19 protein-coding genes are annotated in these 17,985 nt (G+C 73.3%); 12 read left to right on the forward strand and 7 right to left on the reverse strand.

Going from position 1 to position 17,985, the window contains the following annotated elements; genetic code table 11:
• Positions 1 to 76 precede the first annotated feature (76 nt).
• The 3 genes from ACQB60_RS14490 to ACQB60_RS14500 all read left to right on the forward strand — a co-directional run bounded on the left by ACQB60_RS14490 (position 77) and on the right by ACQB60_RS14500 (position 1,716).
• Complete coding sequence (locus tag ACQB60_RS14490) at positions 77 to 571, forward strand: pyridoxamine 5'-phosphate oxidase family protein (protein WP_496926355.1); 495 nt, start codon at positions 77 to 79, stop codon at positions 569 to 571.
• A gap of 25 nt (positions 572 to 596) precedes the next feature.
• Positions 597 to 1,070, forward strand: a complete 474-nt coding sequence (locus ACQB60_RS14495) for an iron chaperone (protein WP_496926356.1) — start codon at positions 597 to 599, stop codon at positions 1,068 to 1,070.
• A 76-nt stretch (positions 1,071 to 1,146) separates the two neighbouring features.
• On the forward strand, positions 1,147 to 1,716 hold the full coding sequence (locus ACQB60_RS14500) for a P-loop nucleotide/nucleoside kinase family protein (RefSeq protein WP_496926357.1): 570 nt from the start codon (positions 1,147 to 1,149) through the stop codon (positions 1,714 to 1,716).
• 31 nt (positions 1,717 to 1,747) lie between these two features.
• Here ACQB60_RS14500 and ACQB60_RS14505 read toward each other — a convergent pair whose 3' ends face one another.
• Together ACQB60_RS14505 and ACQB60_RS14510 are read right to left on the reverse strand one after the other, a co-directional pair.
• Positions 1,748 to 2,038 (reverse strand): hypothetical protein, encoded by a 291-nt coding sequence (locus ACQB60_RS14505; RefSeq protein ID WP_496926358.1) that lies wholly within the window; start codon positions 2,036 to 2,038, stop codon positions 1,748 to 1,750.
• A complete protein-coding gene (locus tag ACQB60_RS14510) occupies positions 2,031 to 2,594 on the reverse strand; it encodes an RNA polymerase sigma factor (protein ID WP_496926359.1) in 564 nt (187 codons plus the stop codon). The genes ACQB60_RS14505 and ACQB60_RS14510 overlap by 8 nt, the downstream gene beginning before the upstream one ends.
• A 122-nt stretch (positions 2,595 to 2,716) precedes the next feature.
• On the opposite strand from ACQB60_RS14510, the gene ctaD reads away from it, so the two are divergent.
• Positions 2,717 to 4,354: an aa3-type cytochrome oxidase subunit I gene (ctaD, locus tag ACQB60_RS14515; protein ID WP_496926360.1), complete on the forward strand. Its 1,638-nt coding sequence runs from the start codon at positions 2,717 to 2,719 to the stop codon at positions 4,352 to 4,354.
• Positions 4,351 to 4,668 carry a hypothetical protein gene (locus ACQB60_RS14520; RefSeq protein ID WP_496926361.1) on the forward strand — a complete coding sequence of 106 codons (318 nt, stop codon included), beginning with the start codon at positions 4,351 to 4,353 and terminating at the stop codon, positions 4,666 to 4,668. Before ctaD ends, ACQB60_RS14520 begins: the two co-directional genes overlap by 4 nt.
• A gap of 45 nt (positions 4,669 to 4,713) precedes the next feature.
• Here ACQB60_RS14520 and ACQB60_RS14525 read toward each other — a convergent pair whose 3' ends face one another.
• On the reverse strand, positions 4,714 to 6,138 hold the full coding sequence (locus ACQB60_RS14525) for a dihydrolipoyl dehydrogenase family protein (protein WP_496926362.1): 1,425 nt from the start codon (positions 6,136 to 6,138) through the stop codon (positions 4,714 to 4,716).
• A gap of 153 nt (positions 6,139 to 6,291) precedes the next feature.
• Here ACQB60_RS14525 and trxA point away from each other — a divergent pair, with 153 nt between their 5' ends.
• The gene (gene trxA / locus ACQB60_RS14530; RefSeq protein ID WP_496926363.1) at positions 6,292 to 6,684 is read left to right on the forward strand and encodes a thioredoxin; all 393 of its coding nucleotides are present in this window, start codon (positions 6,292 to 6,294) and stop codon (positions 6,682 to 6,684) included.
• Between the two features lie 52 nt (positions 6,685 to 6,736).
• On the opposite strand, the gene ACQB60_RS14535 is transcribed toward trxA, so the two are convergent.
• Positions 6,737 to 7,807 carry a LacI family DNA-binding transcriptional regulator gene (locus ACQB60_RS14535; RefSeq protein ID WP_496926364.1) on the reverse strand — a complete coding sequence of 357 codons (1,071 nt, stop codon included), beginning with the start codon at positions 7,805 to 7,807 and terminating at the stop codon, positions 6,737 to 6,739.
• A gap of 471 nt (positions 7,808 to 8,278) precedes the next feature.
• Here ACQB60_RS14535 and ACQB60_RS14540 point away from each other — a divergent pair, with 471 nt between their 5' ends.
• The gene (locus tag ACQB60_RS14540) at positions 8,279 to 9,709 is read left to right on the forward strand and encodes an amidase (protein ID WP_496926365.1); all 1,431 of its coding nucleotides are present in this window, start codon (positions 8,279 to 8,281) and stop codon (positions 9,707 to 9,709) included.
• A 16-nt stretch (positions 9,710 to 9,725) separates the two neighbouring features.
• Here ACQB60_RS14540 and ACQB60_RS14545 read toward each other — a convergent pair whose 3' ends face one another.
• Both ACQB60_RS14545 and ACQB60_RS14550 read right to left on the reverse strand, forming a co-directional pair.
• Entirely contained in the window at positions 9,726 to 10,541 is an 816-nt protein-coding gene (locus ACQB60_RS14545) for an SDR family NAD(P)-dependent oxidoreductase (RefSeq protein WP_496926366.1), read from the reverse strand.
• A 32-nt stretch (positions 10,542 to 10,573) separates the two neighbouring features.
• A complete protein-coding gene (locus tag ACQB60_RS14550; RefSeq protein WP_496926367.1) occupies positions 10,574 to 11,689 on the reverse strand; it encodes a glycosyl hydrolase family 18 protein in 1,116 nt (371 codons plus the stop codon).
• A 62-nt stretch (positions 11,690 to 11,751) separates the two neighbouring features.
• Between ACQB60_RS14550 and ACQB60_RS14555 the strand changes: the two genes are divergently transcribed.
• On the forward strand, positions 11,752 to 12,219 hold the full coding sequence (locus ACQB60_RS14555) for a type II toxin-antitoxin system PemK/MazF family toxin (protein WP_496926368.1): 468 nt from the start codon (positions 11,752 to 11,754) through the stop codon (positions 12,217 to 12,219).
• Here the strand turns inward: ACQB60_RS14555 and ACQB60_RS14560 are convergent.
• Entirely contained in the window at positions 12,216 to 13,100 is an 885-nt protein-coding gene (locus ACQB60_RS14560) for a TIGR02452 family protein (RefSeq protein WP_496926369.1), read from the reverse strand. The genes ACQB60_RS14555 and ACQB60_RS14560 overlap by 4 nt on opposite strands.
• A 248-nt stretch (positions 13,101 to 13,348) precedes the next feature.
• Between ACQB60_RS14560 and egtA the strand changes: the two genes are divergently transcribed.
• The 4 genes from egtA to egtD are packed head-to-tail and all read left to right on the forward strand — an operon-like array spanning position 13,349 to position 17,965.
• Positions 13,349 to 14,728 carry an ergothioneine biosynthesis glutamate--cysteine ligase EgtA gene (gene egtA / locus ACQB60_RS14565; RefSeq protein WP_496926370.1) on the forward strand — a complete coding sequence of 460 codons (1,380 nt, stop codon included), beginning with the start codon at positions 13,349 to 13,351 and terminating at the stop codon, positions 14,726 to 14,728.
• Positions 14,725 to 16,113, forward strand: coding sequence for an ergothioneine biosynthesis protein EgtB (gene egtB / locus ACQB60_RS14570; RefSeq protein WP_496926371.1), 1,389 nt, complete (start codon positions 14,725 to 14,727; stop codon positions 16,111 to 16,113). Before egtA ends, egtB begins: the two co-directional genes overlap by 4 nt.
• Positions 16,113 to 16,868 carry an ergothioneine biosynthesis protein EgtC gene (egtC, locus tag ACQB60_RS14575; RefSeq protein ID WP_496926372.1) on the forward strand — a complete coding sequence of 252 codons (756 nt, stop codon included), beginning with the start codon at positions 16,113 to 16,115 and terminating at the stop codon, positions 16,866 to 16,868. The genes egtB and egtC overlap by 1 nt, the downstream gene beginning before the upstream one ends.
• On the forward strand, positions 16,865 to 17,965 hold the full coding sequence (egtD, locus tag ACQB60_RS14580) for an L-histidine N(alpha)-methyltransferase (RefSeq protein WP_496926373.1): 1,101 nt from the start codon (positions 16,865 to 16,867) through the stop codon (positions 17,963 to 17,965). Before egtC ends, egtD begins: the two co-directional genes overlap by 4 nt.
• Positions 17,966 to 17,985 lie beyond the last annotated feature (20 nt).

Here is a 17,985-nt window from a genome sequence, read left to right on the forward strand (position 1 = left end):
TGAGACCACAGCAGAGACCGGCTCTCCGAGCGACCGGGGCCGCCGCCCAAGACCACACACAGAGGACCGAGACCCCATGCCCACCACCCCCGCTTCCCCTCCTGCTTGCTCTCCCCCTCCGACTCCCGCACCCCGCAGCCGCACGGACCGCCGCCACGACACCGCCCACCGCCTGGCCCACGACGTCGACATCTGGGTGGCGACCGCCTCCCCCGACGGCACGCCCTACCTGGTCCCGCTGTCCTTCCACTGGGACGGCGAGGCGGTCCTGGTCGCCACCCCGGCGGACAGCCCGACCGGCAGGAACCTGGCCGCGACCCGCACGGCCCGCCTGGGCCTGGGCCCGACCCGCGACGTGACGATGATCGAGGCGACGGCAGAAGTCATCGAAGTGGACGCGCTGCCCCGGCAGTCGGCCGACGCCTTCACCGCACACACCAACTTCGACCCGCGCACGCTGACGACGCCGTACCGCTGGTTCCGCCTCTCACCGAGCCGTGTGCAGGCATGGCGCGAGGCGAACGAACTACCGGGGCGGACGTTGATGCGCGACGGCAACTGGCTGGCCTGAACCCACACCACGAAGGAGACGAATGATGAAGAAGACGACGTCCGACAAGACAGCCAACGCACAGTCCGAAGGTTTCACCGACGAGGAACGGGCGGCGATGAAGGACCACGCCCGGGAGCTCAAGACCGCCCGGCGCACGTCACGCCTGTCCAAGGCGGAGGCGGCCGCGCAGGCGGAGCGCGATGTGCTCGCGAAGATCGCCGAAATGCCGGAGCCGGACCGGGTCCTGGCGGAACGGATCCACGCCCTCGTGAAGGCCGGCGCACCGGCCCTGGCACCGAAGCTCTGGTACGGGATGCCCGCCTACGCCCTGGACGGCAAGGTCGTCTGCTTCTTCCAGGCCGCGCAGAAGTTCAAGTCGCGCTACGCAACGCTCGGCTTCAGCGACCAGGCGCACCTCGACGAGGGCGCGATGTGGCCGGCCGCGTACGCGCTGACCGGGCTGACGCCGGAGGCCGAGGAACGGATCAGTACGCTGATCGAGCAGGCGGTGAGCTGAGGCCGGGGCGCCGCGTGAAGAACCTGGCGCCCGAGACCGACTGCCCGAGCACGCCTCAGGACGGGGAGAAACCACAGTGATCGTCTGGGTGAACGGTGCCTTCGGCAGCGGGAAGACCACGTTGGTGGAGGAGTTGCGTCCGCGGTGGCCCGAAGCCCTGGTCTACGACCCGGAGTTGGTCGGGTACGCGCTGCGGGCGATCGTGGAGGTGCCCACCGGGGACTTCCAGGACCTCCGGCTGTGGCGGCGCCAGGTCGCCGCTCTCGCGATCGGTCTGGTCGAGGAGTACCGCCGTCCCCTCCTGGTCCCGATGACCCTGGTCGACCCCGTGTACGTGGCTGAGATCTTCGAGGCGCTGCGCGGCGCCGCCCTCGGCATCCACCACTTCTTCCTCAAGGTCCCCCGCGACGTCCTGGAGCAGCGCATCGACGGCCGGGTCCTCGCCCCGGGGGACCCCGAACGCGAGGCGAAGGTCCGGCGCTGGTGCAAGGAGCGGATCGCACCCTGCGAGGCGGCGGCCGACACCCTGCCCGCCGACACGGCGTTCCTGGACGGCCGGCTCCCCCCGCAGGAGCTGGCCGAGCAGGTGCTGACCCATATCGGCGTGACGCCTCGATCGCCGGTCACCCGTGCCTGCCCCGGATGACCTCGCCGAGGAGTCCGCGCGCCGACCGCGGTCAGCAGCTCCCGGCGTCGGCGGAGGACGTTCGCTGGCATGAAGGGGCGGGGTCGGCGAGTGCGGCGGGCGCACCGCAGGCGAGGGCGACGGCGAGCGCGGCGGCCACCGCAAGCACCGCCCCCTCCGCGCGCAGGACGAGGCTGCGGCGAGCCCTGCGTCTGCGGTCGTTGCTCAGCAGCTGGTTCAGGGCGCGTTCGGCGTTGCCGTGGAGCGGGCGGTCGCGCCAGGGACCCTCGTCGGCCCGTACCGGGTTGACGGCCCGCAGCAGTTCCAGTTCGTCGTCACGCATGGTCCGCTCCTCCTTCTCGCGCCGAGGGGTCGAATCGTAGGGATACGGTCATCTGCATGCGGTCGATCTCTCTGCGGAGTCTGCGGCGGGCCCGGTGCAGGCGCATCGCCGCCGCACTGCGACCGCACCCCAGGGCCACGGCCAGTTCGTCCAGGTTGAGTTCCTCCCACGCGGTCAGGCGCAGAGCCTCCTGATCCGCGGGGGAGAGCTGCGCGAGGGCGTCGTGGACCCAGGAGCCGGGCCGTTCGCTGTCGGGGCTGTCCACGATCTGGCGGCGGGCGGCCACCTCGTGATGGCTGAGCCTGTGCAGGAGCCGCCTCCGACGGCTCAGGCCACGCACCGTGTTGGCCAGACAGTTGCGCGCCACGCCGTACAGCCAGGGCAGCGGCGCCTCGGGGATCTCGTCCCGGCGCCGCCACACTATGGCAAAGACTTCCGCCACTACTTCCTCCACCTCGGCGGCCTCGCCACCGTCCCCCAGCCTGCGTGCCACGAACCGGCTCACCGCCCAGTAGTGCGCGCGGTAGGCATCGGTGAAGGCTTCGTCACTGCTCATGATCTGTCCGTGCTCATGATCCGTTGGTGTCCGGCACGGGCTCGATCTTCACACCCCCGCCCTGTGATGTTCGCGGCAGGGGGACCTGTGAACTTCTGAACCCGTTCGGACACTTACCGAACATGAGGTTCCAGAAGTTCCAGAAGTCGCCGCGGTGGGTGACGTGGCTGACCACCACGGACCACAAGACGATCGGCACGCTCTATCTGGTCACGTCGTTCGCCTTCTTCTGCATCGGCGGGGTGATGGCGCTCTTCATGCGCGCCGAACTCGCCCGTCCCGGCACGCAGATCATGTCGAACGAGCAGTTCAACCAGGCGTTCACGATGCACGGCACGATCATGCTGCTGATGTTCGCGACGCCGCTGTTCGCGGGCTTCGCGAACTGGATCATGCCGCTGCAGATCGGCGCCCCCGACGTCGCGTTCCCCCGCCTGAACATGCTCGCCTACTGGCTCTACCTGTTCGGCTCGCTCATCGCGGTCGGCGGGTTCCTGACCCCTCAGGGCGCGGCGGACTTCGGCTGGACCGCGTACGTCCCGCTGTCCGGCGCGGTGAACTCGCCGGGCATCGGCAGCGACATGTGGATCATGGGTCTGGCCTTCTCCGGCTTCGGCACGATCCTCGGCTCGGTCAACTTCATCACCACCATCATCTGCCTGCGGGCGCCCGGCATGACGATGTTCCGGATGCCGATCTTCACCTGGAACGTGCTGCTCACCGCGGTGCTCGCGCTGCTGGCGTTCCCGGTGCTCGCCGCCGCGCTCTTCGCCCTGGAGGCAGACCGCAAGTTCGGCGCGCACATCTTCGACGCGGCGAACGGCGGGTCGCTGCTGTGGCAGCACCTCTTCTGGTTCTTCGGCCATCCAGAGGTCTACATCATCGCGCTGCCGTTCTTCGGCATCATTTCCGAGGTCATCCCGGTCTTCTCGCGCAAGCCGATGTTCGGCTACATGGGCCTGATCGGCGCGACCATCGCGATCGCGGGCCTTTCGGTGACGGTGTGGGCGCACCACATGTACGTCACGGGCGGGGTGCTCCTGCCGTTCTTCTCCTTCATGACGCTTCTGATCGCCGTGCCGACGGGCGTGAAGTTCTTCAACTGGATCGGCACCATGTGGAGGGGCTCGCTGTCCTTCGAGACGCCGATGCTGTGGGCGGTCGGCTTCCTCATCACGTTCGTCTTCGGCGGTCTGACGGGGGTCATCCTGGCGTCACCGGTGATGGACTTCCACGTCTCGGACTCGTACTTCGTGGTCGCGCACTTCCACTACGTCGTCTTCGGCACCGTGGTGTTCGCGATGTTCTCCGGATTCCACTTCTGGTGGCCGAAGTTCACGGGCAAGATGCTCGACGAGCGCCTCGGCAAGATCACGTTCTGGACGCTGTTCATAGGCTTCCACGGCACGTTCCTCGTCCAGCACTGGCTGGGCACCAATGGAATGCAGCGCCGCGTTCCGGATTACCTGGCGGTGGAGGGCCTGACGGCGCTCAATACCCTGTCGACCATCTTCTCCTTCCTCCTCGGCCTGTCTCTCCTGCCGTTCTTCTACAACGTCTGGAAGACCGCGAAGTACGGCACGAAGGTCGAGACCGACGACCCGTGGGGCTACGGCCGTTCGCTGGAGTGGGCGACGTCCTGCCCACCACCGCGCCACAACTACGTCGCCCTGCCGCGCATCCGCTCGGAGTCACCGGCATACGACCTGCACCACCCCGAGGCCGCCTCGGAGCCCGCCGAACTCGTGGCGGCGCCATGATCAGGGAGATCGAGGGCTACCTCCTGGTCGAAGCGGCCCGCTCCGAGGGCAGGGCCGCTGCCACACGCTTCGTGCAGCAGCTTCCCTGGCTCACGGAAGCACAGCGGGAAGACATCGAACGCGCCTATGCCGAGGAGTACTCGGCGCTCACGCGTCAGCTGTGGCAACGGACCGCGGAGCGGGCGGACGAGTTGCGCGCCGAGTACGAGGAGACCTATCGGGCACTGCGGCGGCGCCTCTGCGCAACCGCGTGCGCGGTCGGAGCGGTCCTCCTGGCCGGCCTCACCGTGCTGTCGGTGACGCCACCGCTGTGAATGTCGCGGCGCAGGGCCGGCCTCCGTGCCCCCTGCCGTTCGTGCCTAGCCGCGATACGTCTCCAGCAGCCGCAACCACACCTCACTGATCGTCGGATACGACGGCACCGCGTGCCACAGGCGGTTGATCGGGACCTCTCCGGCGATCGCGACCGTCGCGGAGTGGATGAGTTCGCCGACTCCCGGGCCCACGAACGTGACGCCGAGGAGCACCTCGCGGTCGAGGTCGACGATCATGCGGGCGCGGCCTTCGTAGCCGTGGGCGTAGAGGCCCGCGCCGGCGACGCCCGCCATGTCGTAGTCGACGGCGCGCACGCGGTGGCCCGCCGCCTGTGCCTCGGCGAGGGTGAGGCCCGCCGAGGCCGCCTCGGGGTCGGTGAAGACGACCTGGGGGACGGCCGCGTGATCGGCGGTGGCGGCGTGGGCGCCCCACGGGTCCGTCTCGAGGAGGGGCACCTGCTGGGCGCGCGCCGTGATCGCGGCGCCCGCGATGCGGGCCTGGTACTTGCCCTGGTGGGTCAGGAGGTTGCGGTGGTTGGCGTCGCCGACCGCGTAGAGCCAGTCGCTGCCCTGGACGCGGCAGCTTTCGTCGACGGGCAGCCAGCTGCCGGGCGTGAGCCCCACCGTGTCCAGGCCGATGTCGTCCGTGCGCGGCGCCCGGCCCGTCGCGAACAGGATCTCCTCGGCCTCCAGGCGCGTGCCGTCGCTCAACTCGGCCGTGACGGTGTCCCCTTGACGGGCCACGGACGTGACGGACGCCTGGGTGCGGACCTGGGCGCCCGCCTCCGTGAGGGCCTTCGCCACCAGTTCGCCCGCGAAGGGCTCCATGCGGGGCAGCAGTCCGTCGCCCCGTACGAGGAGCGTGACCTGTGCGCCGAGCGCCTGCCAGGCCGTGGCCATCTCCACGCCCACGACGCCGCCGCCCACCACGAGGAGGCGGTCCGGCACGTGGTCCGCGCTGGTCGCCTCGCGGCTGGTCCAGGGGCGCACGGCGGCGAGGCCGGGGAGGTCGGGCAGGACGGCGCGGCTGCCGGTGCACACCGCCACGGCGTGCCGGGCCGTGAGGGTCACGGTCTGCCCCTCGGGGGTGGCCACCGTGACCTGGCGGGTTCCGGCGAGGCGGCCGTGCCCCCGGTGGATGTCGGCGCCGATGCTGTCCAGCCAGGCCACCTGGCCGTCGTCCTTCCAGTGCGAGGTGTAGTAGTCGCGGTGCGCGAGGACGGCGGCGGAGTCGAGGGGGCCCTGCACGGACTGGGTGAGGCCGGGGACCTTGCGGGCGTCGGCGCGGGCGACGACCGGGCGCAGCAGCGCCTTGCTCGGCATGCACGCCCAGTACGAGCACTCGCCGCCGATGAGTTCGCTCTCCACCACGGCCGCGCTCAGCCCGGCGGCGCGCACCCGGTCCGCCACGTTCTCGCCCACCGGTCCGGCGCCGAGGACCACCACGTCATACGTCTTGGGTTCCGTCATGTGGCCCAGTCTGGTCGTAGGTGTGCGGCGGGGCCACATGGGTACGCGCGCGGAATACGACCCGGCGCCGGGTCGTTGTGCGGGGCAGCGGCTTCACCAGAGGCACGGCCGCAGGAAGCCCCCAGCGAAGCCCGTTAGCGAGGAGAGATCAGCATGAGCAGCACGACGGTGGAGCTCACCAAGGAAAACTTCGACCAGTTGGTCACGGACAACGAATTCGTGCTGATCGACTTCTGGGCGTCCTGGTGCGGTCCCTGCCGGCAGTTCGCCCCCGTCTACGAGAAGGCCGCCGAGTCCAACCCCGACCTGGTCTTCGGCAAGGTGGACACGGAGGCGCAGCCTGAGCTGGCCGCCGCGTTCGGCATCCAGTCCATTCCGACGCTGATGATCGTCCGCGATCAGGTCGCCGTCTTCGCGCAGCCGGGCGCGCTGCCCGCGGAGGCCCTGGACGACGTCATCGGACAGGCCCGCAAGCTGGACATGGACGAGGTGCGCAAGGCCGTCGCCGCCGAGCAGGCCGCCGGCAACGACCAGCCCGGCGAGTAGGCGAACAGACGAACAACGGATCAAACGAATCTGGTGAGCGTGTGCGCCGGGGTCAGCTCGACTCCCGGCGCACCGTCGTCGCTCCCAGCACGTCGTGCTGTTCGGCCGCCCCGCCCGGCTCACGGACGAGGCGGTCGACGAGTTCCGCGAGCTTCTTGCCCGAGGGCAGCTCCATGCGGACGGTGCTGAGCCGGGGGCGCAGCAGCCGCCCCAGCATCAGGTCGTCGGCCCCGACGACGGCCGTCTCGTCCGGCACCGCGACGCCCGCGTCCTGGAGGGCGCGCATCAGGAGCATCGCGTATTCGTCGTTGTACGCGAACACCGCGTCGAGCCCGAGCCCCCGCCAGCGCGATGCGAGCCGGGACGCCGACTCCTCCTCGTAGGCGAGCGGAAGCTCGGTGATCTCGGCGGCCGTGCCGCGCACGGCTTGGCGGGCCCCTTCGAGGCGGGGCTGGGAGAAGGGTTCGAGGCCGGTCTCCTCGGGGACCACGACGCCGATGCGGCGGCGCCCGCGCTCCAGGAGGTGGGCGGCCGCGCTGTGGCCGACCCTGCGCTGGTCCATGAGCAGGGCGTGGGCGCCCTCGTCGGCGCCGCTGCCGAGCGTCAGGACGGCCTTGGCCCCGGCGCGCCGCAGCAGCGCGACGCCGCCCGCGCCGAGGGCGGTCGCCTCGGGTGCGAGGACCGCGACGGGGCGCAGCTCGGCCCAGGCGCGGGCGGCGTCCTCGCCGGTCAGGCCGAGGCTGCCGTACTGCACGACGGTGTAGTCGAGGCGGCTGAGCGCCCACTGGAGCTCGTTGAGGAAGCCGCTGTAGAGGGGGCCCGCGGGAATCTGGGGCGTGGGCATGAGCACGATGCGGGTGTGGCCCGCGCGCAGGCTGCGGGCGGCGGCGTGCGGGACGTAGCCGAGTTCCTTGGCCGCTTCGTGGACGCGTTGGCGGGTGGGTTCGCTGATGCGGACGGCGCTGGTGTTGTTCAGGACATAGCTGACGGTCGCGCGCGAGACGCCCGCCAGACGCGCGACGTCGGCGCTCGTCGGCACGGCGCCCGACGCGGAACTCGGCCCGGAGTTCGACGCGTCGGCGTGCGGGGGCTGCGGGGGCTGCGGATTCGGTATCTGCACCATGACGAGGGCATCTTCGCAGACCGGCGCGGTGCTCTCCCAGGCGGGCACGGGGGCGCTGCCGCGCGTGCACCGGGGCGCTCATGGTCAGGCGCGGGAGCGGCGGCGCGAGCGCCGTGACCACGGGGAGGGGCGCGCGGAGCAGAGGCTCAGGCGCGTCCCCACCGGGAGGGGCGGCGGGGTCAGGGGGCGGGCGCCGGAAGCAGGGGGCTCGGCGAGGGAGCACGGCCTGCTCCCCCGTCGGCCCGCTCGCCCGTCAGGCGGATCCCGCCGAACCCCGCCGAACCCCGGGAACCCCGGACGCCCCGATCACCCCAGTCACCCCCGAACACCCCGGACACCCCGGACACCCCAACTCCCCCACCCCCGTTCCCCGTTGGCACCCCCTCCGGTTACCGTTCGGTACAACCGCCAGGCCGCCGAAGCCGCCCCCGAGCAAACCGCCGAGCCGCCCCCGAGCAAAGGTGCCCTCACATGACTGCCGACCGTGCCGATGGGCTCCAGCGGACCGCTCGCGCGCTGGCCGCAGGGGAGGTGTCCTCGCGGGAGCTGACCGAGCGGGCCCTCGCGCGGATCGAGGCGGCGCAGCCGACGCTGAACGCCTTCAAGCTGGTGCGCGCCGAGGCCGCGCTGGCCGAGGCGGACGCCGCCGACAAGGCCCTCGCTGCCGGAGAGGCGAGCAGGCGCCCGCTCCTGGGCGTGCCGTTGGCCGTGAAGGACGACATGGACATCGCCGGTGAGCCCACCGCCTTCGGGTGTGCCGGAGACTTCCCGCCGCAGAGCGCGGACTGCGAGGCCGTGCGCAGGCTGCGCGCCGCGGGCGCCGTGGTGGTGGCGAAGAGCAACAGCTGTGAGCTGGGCCAGTGGCCCTTCACCGAAGGGCCCGCCTTCGGGGACACCCGTAACCCGTGGAACACCGCCCACACCCCGGGCGGCTCTTCGGGCGGTTCGGCCGCCGCCGTCGCCGCGGGCCTCGTCCCGGCGGCGCTCGGCTCGGACGGCGCGGGCTCCGTGCGGATACCCGCGGCCTGGACGCACCTCGTGGGCATCAAGCCGCAGCGCGGCCGGATCTCCACCTGGCCGTGGCCCGAGGCGTTCCAGGGCATCACCGTGAACGGCCCGCTGGCCAGGACCGTCGCCGACGCCGCCCTCCTCCTCGACGCGGCGAGCGGCAACCACGAGGGCGATCTGCACCGGCCGCCGCCCGTCCGCGCGGCCGAGGCGGCCACCCGCGAACCGGGCCGCCTGCGGATCGCCCTCTCGGTGCGCATGCCGTTCACGGCGACCCCGAAGCGCCTGGACCCGGCCGTGAAGGAGAAGGTCGTGGGACTCGCCAAGCGCCTGGTCGCGCTCGGCCACGACGTCGAGGTGGCCGATCCGCGCTACGGGCAGATCGGGCTCGCCTTCGTGCCGCGCGCCACGGCGGGCATCGCCCAGTGGACCCGCGAGGTCCCGGACCCCGCCCTGCTCGACCCGCGCACCCGGGAGGCGGCCCGCATGGGGCGGCTGCTCGGCGGGGCGCCGCTGCGGCTCGCGCGCCGCGCCGAGAGCGTCCTGCACCGCCGGGTCGGCGCGATCTTCCGTACGTACGACGTGGTCCTCGCGCCGACCACCGCGACGCCCCCGCCCCGCATCGGCGCGATGGCGCAGCTCAGCGGCTGGCGCACCGACCGGGCGATGATCGCCGCGTGCCCGTACGCCTGGCCGTGGAACGTCCTCGGCTGGCCGGGCGTGAACGTGCCCGCGGGGCGCGTGGCCGGCGGCCTGCCGGTCGGCGCGCAGCTCCTCGGCCCGGCGGGCAGCGAACCGCTCCTGATCTCTCTGGCGGCACAACTGGAGGCGGATCAGCGCTGGTACGAGCAGTGGCCGGAGGCGTACGCGGGCGCCGCCGAACCCGCCCCGTAGTCCTCCGCGCCCGCGGTCAGAGGTGGGACTCCGGGATGCGGGCGGACAGGCCCCCGTCCACGGGCAGGACCGCGCCGGTCACGAACGAGGCGTCGGGCCCGGCGAGGAACGCGACCGCCCCGGCCACCTCTTCGGGCAGTCCGGGCCGCCGCAGCGGATACACCTCGACCTTCGCGGCGAGCGCCGCCGGGTCCTGCCGCAGGCCGGCGTTGCGCTCGACCTCGATGAGGCCGGGCGAGACGGCGTTGACGCGGATCCCGTGCGGGCCCCACTCGTGCGCGGCGGTGCGCGTAAAGGCGACGAGTCCGGCCTTGGCCGCCGAGTAGGCGCCGTAGTCGAGCGAGGCGAACTGGGCGTGCACGGACGCGATGTTGACGATCGCACCCGGGCGGCCCGCGGCGATGAGCGGCCCGGCGAAGGCCCGCGACAGCCGGACGGCGGCGTGCAGGCACACGTCGAAGGTGTGCGCCCAGCCCGCCGCGGTGCCGTCGAGGAGGGGCGCGCGCTCTTCGGCGTAGGCGCAGTTGACCAGGGTGTCGGGGTGCGCGGGCGCGGCGGCGAGGACCCGGGCGGGGGCGTCGGCGTCGGTGAGGTCGGCGACGACGGCGGTGACGCGGGGGCGGCCCAGCCCCGCGTCGTGCTTCTCCAACTCCCTTACGGAGTCCAGGATGTCCACCGCCACGACGTGCCGCCCCCGCGCCAGCTGGTCCAGGGCGACCACGCGGCCGATGCCGCGGGCCGCCCCGGTCACGACCGCCACGCCACCCGCAACACCGTTCGCCGCGCCGCCTGCCGCGTCGGCACGCGTCGGGCCGGCCTCGTTCGCACTCATCTCGTCAGCAACTCCTTGCCGCTCGCCGTCGGTCAACGCCGCCCAGCGTCGCTCACCGGCGCCCGGCGCGCGAGGGTCCGCCACAGCGCGGGGTCCTCGAACCCCAGCGCCCACACCGAGGTGTTGACCACGCCGTAGCGCCGCGCGACCGCCAGATGAGCCGCGGTCCCGCGCGCGTCCTGGTACCAGACCGTGCGCTGCGTCCTGCCTTCCTTGTACGTGAAGTGGGGCGTCCGGGACGCCGGGTCGAGGTGGTAGCGGGCGCCGACGCGGCGGCGCAGCGCCTCCGCCTCCTTCCACGTCACGTGCCGGGCGCGCCCCTTGTGGCCGACGGCCCAGTCCCAGCCGTACGCGGGCAGCGCCAACTCCAGCTTGCGGCGCGGCACTTCGGCGGTGGCGCGGCGCAGGATCTCGCCGTACCAGGCCGGTGTGGACAGCGGGCCGGGCGACCCGTCGGCCCAGTGCAGGTTGTACGCCATGACCCGCATGCGGTCGGCGGCGGCGCCGAGCCCTCGGTAGTCCCAGATCCGGCCGCTGCCCGCGGTCTTCGGGGAGACGGTGACGACGCACTGCTTGTGCCGGGCGTGCAGGCGGCGGCAGAGGTCGGTGACGAGCGTGGTGTATCCGGCGCGGACCTTCTTGTACGCCGCGGTGGGCGTCGGCGCGATGGTCTCGTAGTCGAGGTCGATGCCGTCGTAGGCGCGGCTCGCGACGACGCGCAGCAGCGCCTCGACGTGCCGGGCACGGCTCCGGGGGTCGGTGACGACGGCGGCGAGCGCGCCCTTGGGGAGCTTCTCCATGACGGTCGGCACGACCCTGATGCCCTTGCGGTGCAGCCCGTCGATGATGCGGCGGTCCCCGGCTCCCGGGTGCCCGTCGACGCGTCCGGCGGACTTCACCTCGTACCAGAAGGGGCTGACGGTGTGGAGCCGGTCGGCGTGGGCGAGGGCGCTGCGGTAGCCGGCTTCCTGCTCCCAGTAGGGGAGCCAGCCGGAGGCGGTGCGGGCGGGGCGCTCCCGTTCCGGGGCTTCTTCGGCCCGGGCGGGCGCCGGGGTCAGGGCCGCCGTGGCCAGGGCGGCGGTGAGGGCGACGGGGATCCAGGTCTCGCGTATGCGCCGGCTGCGGCTGCGTTCTCTGTTGGGCACCATGGGGCGAGCCTGCGGGCCATCCGGCGCCCCCGCTCAGCGGATTGGGCCAGTCAGGCCCTACCGTGACCCGCGTGACTGCTTCCATCGATGATCCGCATCTGAACGACAACCCCGGCCGCACGGGCCGCACCGCCACCACGGAGGCCGAGCCGCGCGAGGTCGGCCGGGTCCACACCGAGTACGCGCCCGCCCACGACGGCGACCCCGATCCCGGCGAGATCGTGTGGACGTGGGTCCCCTACGAGGAGAACGACGGCCGCGGCAAGGACCGTCCCGTCCTCGTCGTGGCCCGGGAGACGGCGGGCACCCTGCTCGCCGTGCAGCTGTCCAGCAAGCGGCACGACAGCGAGCGGGACTGGGTGCCCATCGGCAGCGGGCCCTGGGACCGGGAGGGGCGCGACTCGTGGGTGGACATCGACCGGGTGCTGCGCGTGCACGAGCGGGGCATGCGGCGGGAGGCGTGCGCGCTGGACCGGATGCGCTTCAACCTCGTCGTGCTGCGGCTCAGGGAGCGGTACGGGTGGCGTTAGGCCCCCTGTCCCACGAGGTCCGCGAAGACTCGCTCGAAGGCGGCCCGGGTCGGGGCCGCGCGGGAGCGGTCGAGCACGCCGAAGACGATGTGCGCGAAGTGACCCTCGAAGCGGCGGCCTTCGGCGAGGTGGCCGCGGAACGCCTCCGCGACCTGCGCCGGGTCGTTCTGGAACACCCCGCACCCCCACGCCCCGAGCACGAGCCGCCGGTAGCCGCAGGCCGCCGCCGTCTCCAGCACACGCTCGGCGCGCGCCGCGAGGGCGTGCGGGACGTCGGGGGTGCGCTCCGGCGCGTTGCGGGCGATCACTCCCGCGTTCGGCGCGGGTGAGGTCAGGAAGCCCACTCGGTAGGGGCGGTCGAGCAGCTGCCCCCGGTCGTCGCGGAAGACCGGGACGGCCGGGGCGTGGATGACGCGGTCGCTGTAGAACGGGTCGCGGTGGGCGCGGTGGTGCTCGTAGAACTCGGGGGCCTCCAGCAGGCAGGTGTACAGCGCGGAGGCCCGGCACAGGGCCTCCTCCTGCGCCTGCGCGCCGTTCAGATACCCACCGCCAGGATTGCGGGCGGAGGCGAAGTCCAGGACGGCGACGGGGCCTTCACGGGTGCCACGGGTGTCCCCGGTGTCCGTCATGACCCCGGTGTCCCCGGTGTCCGTGAGGCGCCGCGCCGCCTCCAGGCTGCTCTCGCCCGTCACCTCGACGATCCTGCCGCCGGGCGCCCGTTCCGGCACCGCGACCGGCTCCGGCCCGTACATCCGCGTGCCCGCGCGCGCCGCCGCCACCTCGTCGGCGATGCTCACGCGGTGTCCGCCCGGCGCGGCGTACCCGCCCGCCGCGACGATCTGCTCGGTCTGCCGCGCCTGTCCGCGCAGCCGGGCGCTCACGCCCGCACCCCCGCGATGCCGCGCACCTCGCCGCGCACCGCGTCCCCCGTCTCGTACATGAACGCATGGTGAGCGGTGCGCGTCGCCCGGCGCAACAGGCTTTTCCGGCCCGAGGGGCACTCTTGTGCGAACGGCCGCGAGGGTCTTGGGTGGAGCGAGCATCGCCAACTCGGTCCACCCCACATCGAGTTGGATCGGAAACGGCCCGCGACCCGCGGACCAGGCGAGACAACCGGACGGGAGGCCCCATGCCCGAGGGAGACTGTACGAACCGGCAGGCCGGACAGCAGGTGAAGCCCCGGACGCCGGTCCGGGACCCGGTGACCGAGGCCGAGGTCGAGGCCCTCGTCCACGGCATCTGCTTCAAGACCGGGCCGCCCCGCACCACCGGCGTCGAGCTGGAGTGGCTCGTCCACGACCCGCGCCTGCCCCACCTGCCCGTACCCTCCGCCCGCCGCGAGACGGCCTACGCCGCACTGCGGGCCCTGCCCCTGCACCACTCGGCCCTCACCGTCGAACCCGGCGGCCAGCTGGAGCTCAGCTCGCTGCCCGCCGCGTCCCTCATGGACTGCGTGAGAGGCATGGCGGCCGACATGGCCGCCGTCCGCGCCGCGTTGCGCGCCCACGAGCTCACCCTCACCGGACTCGGCGCCGACCCCTGGCGCCCGCCCGTCCGCGTGCTGCGCCGGCCCCGCTACGACGCGATGGAGCGCTGCTTCGACCGCACGGGCCCGGAGGGGCGCCGCATGATGTGCTCCACGGCGTCGGTGCAGATCTGCCTGGACGCCGGGTACGAGGAGCCGGGCCCGCTCGGCTACGGGCGCCGCTGGCGGCTCGCGCACCTGCTGGGTCCCGTCCTGGTCGCCGCGTTCGCCAACTCCCCCTTCCAGGACGGCCGTCCGACCGGGTGGCGCTCCACCCGGCAGGCCGTGTGGGCGGGCATCGCCGCGGACCGGGCGGGCGCCCCGTCGCTGGACGAGGAGCCGCGGGCGGCGTGGACGCGGCACGCGCTCGACGCGGAGGTGATGTGCGTACGGGATCCACGGGAGTCCGCCGACGGCAGTCCCGGCGCCGCCGCGGGTGCGTCGCCGCCCTGGCTCGTCCCGGAAGGGCTGAGCTTCCGGGCCTGGACCCGCTCCGGCCTCCCCCGCCCGCCGACCCGCGCCGACCTCGACTACCACCTCACCACGCTGTTCCCGCCGGTGCGCCCCCGCGGCCACCTGGAGCTGCGCATGGTCGACGCGCAGCCCGGCGACGACGGCTGGGTGGTGCCGCTCGCCGTCACGAGCGCCCTGTTCGACGACGCGCAGGCGGCCGAGACCGCCTACCGGACCGTCAAACCCCTCGCCGAGCGCGCCGGTTCGGGCCCCGCGCCCGCCAACGCCCTGTGGCGGAGCGCGGCGCGCGAGGGCCTCACCGATCCGGAGCTGCACGAGGCGGCGCTCGCCTGCTTCGCGGCCGCGCTGGACGCGCTGCCCCGCATCGGTGCCGCGCCCGACGTCGTCGAGGCCGTCGCCGCCTTCATGGACCGCCATGTCGCGCGCGGCCGCTGTCCCGCCGACGACCTCCTCGACCGACTCACGCACCGCTCAGGGACCCCCGCGTCCGGGAAGGAAGCCCGCCGATGACCGGCCGCCCCACGACCGATGCCGATGCCCTCACCCCCCACCACTCCCCCGACGCACTGCGCGCCCGCGCCCTCGCCGAGCTGCTCGCCGCGCGGGAGCGCACCTCGGCGCTGACCTCGTGCGTCGACGACCCCGAACTGACCGCCCAGCACTCGCCGTTGATGTCACCCCTGGTGTGGGACCTGGCGCACATCGGCAACCAGGAGGAGCTGTGGCTGCTGCGCGCGGTGGCGGGGCGGGACGCGATGCGGCCGGAGATCGACTCGCTCTACGACGCGTTCGAGCATCCGCGCGCCGAGCGGCCGACGCTGCCGCTGCTCGCGCCGGAGGAGGCGCGCCGCTACGCCGCCGAGGTGCGGGGGCGGGCCCTCGACGTCCTGGACAGCAGCCCGCTGCGCGGCAGCAGGCTCACCGACGCGGGCTTCGCCTTCGGGATGATCGCGCAGCATGAGCAGCAGCACGACGAGACCATGCTCATCACCCATCAGCTGCGCCGGGGCGGTCCCGTGCTGACCGCGCCGGAGCCGGAGCCCGCGCCGCCGTTCACCGGTCCCGCCGAAGTCCTGGTCCCCGGCGGCCCGTTCACCATGGGAACCTCGACCGAGCCCTGGTCGCTCGACAACGAGCGCCCGGCCCACACCCGGCTCGTGCCGCCGTTCTTCATCGACACCACGCCGGTGACCAACGCCGCGTACCAGTCCTTCATCGACGACGGCGGGTACGCGGAGCGCCGCTGGTGGGACCCGGCGGGCTGGGACATGATCCGCTCGGGCGGCATCGCGGCCCCGCTGTTCTGGCGCCGCGAGGGCGGGCAGTGGCTGCGGCGCCGCTTCGGACATCTCGAGCCGGTGGCGCCCGACGAGCCGGTGCTGCACGTCAGTTGGTACGAGGCGGACGCGTACGCGCGCTGGGCGGGGCGGCGCCTGCCTACCGAGACCGAGTGGGAGAAGGCGGCCCGGCACGACCCGGTGAGCGGCCGTTCGCTGCGCTACCCGTGGGGCGACGCCGACCCCACCCCGCAGCGGGCCAACCTCGGCCAGCGCCATCTGCGGCCCGCCCGCGCGGGCAGCTACCCGGCGGGGGAATCGCCGCTGGGCGTACGGCAGTTGATCGGGGACGTGTGGGAGTGGACCTCCAGCGACTTCCTCCCCTACCCGGGCTTCGCCGCCTTCCCCTACCGGGAGTACTCGGAGGTGTTCTTCGGCGGCGACTACAAAGTGCTGCGCGGCGGGGCGTTCTCCGTCGCGCCGGTGGCCTGCCGGGGCACGTTCCGCAACTGGGACCACCCGGTGCGACGGCAGATCTTCTCCGGGTTCCGCACCGCCCGGGACGCCGCGCCGACGGCGGCCGACCGTACGGATTCGGGCCCCCTGGGGCGCGTCTGATGTGCCGTCACCTCGCGTTCCTCGGGCCACCCGAGCCGCTCGGCGCGCTCCTCGTGGCGCCCGCGCACGGCCTGTACCGGCAGTCGTGGGCGCCGCGCAGACAGCAGCACGGCACCGTCAACGCCGATGGTTTCGGGGTGGGTTGGTACGCCGATGGCGACCCGGTGCCCGCCCGCTACCGCCGCCAGGGACCGATCTGGGCCGACCAGTCCTTCGCCGACCTCGCCCGGGTGGTGCGCTCCGGGGCGCTGCTCGCGGCGGTGCGGGACGCGACCGTGGCGGGCGCCGACGGGGAGGCCGCGGCGGCGCCGTTCGCGGCCGGGCCGTGGCTGTTCAGCCACAACGGCGCGGTGGCGGGCTGGCCCCGCTCGCTCGCGCCGCTCGTGCGCGACCTGCCCCCGGAGGACGTACTGAACCTGGAGGCGCGCTGTGACGCGGCCCTGGTGTGGGCGCTGGTCCTGCACCGGCTGCGGCGCGGCGACGAGGAGGCGCAGGCCCTCGCGGACACGGTCCTGGAGGTCGCCGAGGCGGCCCCCGGATCGCGCCTCAACCTCCTGCTCACCAACGGCGACACGATCGCCGCGACCGCCTGGGGCGACACCCTCTGGTACCGCGCCGAACCCGACCGCCGCACCGTCGTGGCCTCCGAGCCCTACGACGACGACCCGCACTGGCGACAGGTGCCCGACCGCACCCTGCTCGCCGCCAGCCGCACCGACGTACTGCTGACCCCGCTCAAGGAGCCCACCGCGTGAGCCCGTTCCTGCTGACCCGGACCCTGCCCGAGGACGCCACCGACGCCGACCTGCGCGCCGACGTCCTGCACGGACTGACCCGCCCCCGAGCTCTCGATCCCGCTCGAGCAGGGGGGACCCCCTCCCGAGCTCTCGACCCCGCTCGAGCAGGGGGGACCCCCTCCCGAGCTCTCGACCCCGCCCGAGCAGGGGAAACCCCCTCCCGAGCCGACGGGACCGCCTTCCTCAAGTCGCTGCCGCCCAAGTGGTTCTACGACGCGCGCGGCAGCGAGCTCTTCGAGGAGATCACCGAACTGCCCGAGTACTACCCGACGCGCGCGGAACGCGAGATCCTGCACCGCCGCGCCGCCCGCATCGCCGAGGTCACCGAGGCCCGCACCCTGGTGGAGCTGGGCTCGGGCTCCTCGGAGAAGACCCGGCACCTCATCGCGGCCCTCCCTGCCCTGCACACCTACGTCCCGGTCGACGTCAGCGAGTCGGCGCTGACGGGCGCGGGCCACGCCCTGCTCGCCGAGCACCCCTCGCTCAACGTCCACGCCCTGCTGGCCGACTTCACCCGCGGCCTGGCCCTGCCGGGCACGCCGGGCCCCCGGCTCGTGGCGTTCCTCGGCGGCACGATCGGCAACCTGCTGCCCGCCGAGCGCGCCGTGTTCCTCTGCTCCGTCCGCTCGCTCCTCGAACCGGGTGACGCGCTGCTGCTCGGCACGGACCTGGTGAAGGACGAGAAGACCCTGGTGGCGGCGTACGACGACGCGGCGGGCGTCACGGCCGCCTTCAACAAGAACGTCCTCACGGTCATCAACCGCGAACTCGGCGCCGACTTCGACCCGGCCGCCTTCGACCACGTCGCCGTCTGGGACCGCACCCACGAGTGGATCGAGATGCGACTGCGCGCCCGCTCGCCCCAGACGGTGAAGATCCCCGCGCTGGACCTCGCCGTCGACTTCGAGGCCGAGGAGGAACTCCGTACGGAGATCTCGGCGAAATTCCGGGAGGAGGGCGTACGGGGCGAACTGGCGGCCGCGGGGCTGCGGTTGACCCAGTGGTGGACGGACGAGGAGGACCGCTTCGCGCTGTCGCTGAGCGTGGCGGACTGAGCGCACCGGTCGGGCCCGGG

Origin of the sequence: Streptomyces odontotermitis (assembly GCF_050510915.1) — a bacterium.
GTDB lineage: Bacteria > Actinomycetota > Actinomycetes > Streptomycetales > Streptomycetaceae > Streptomyces.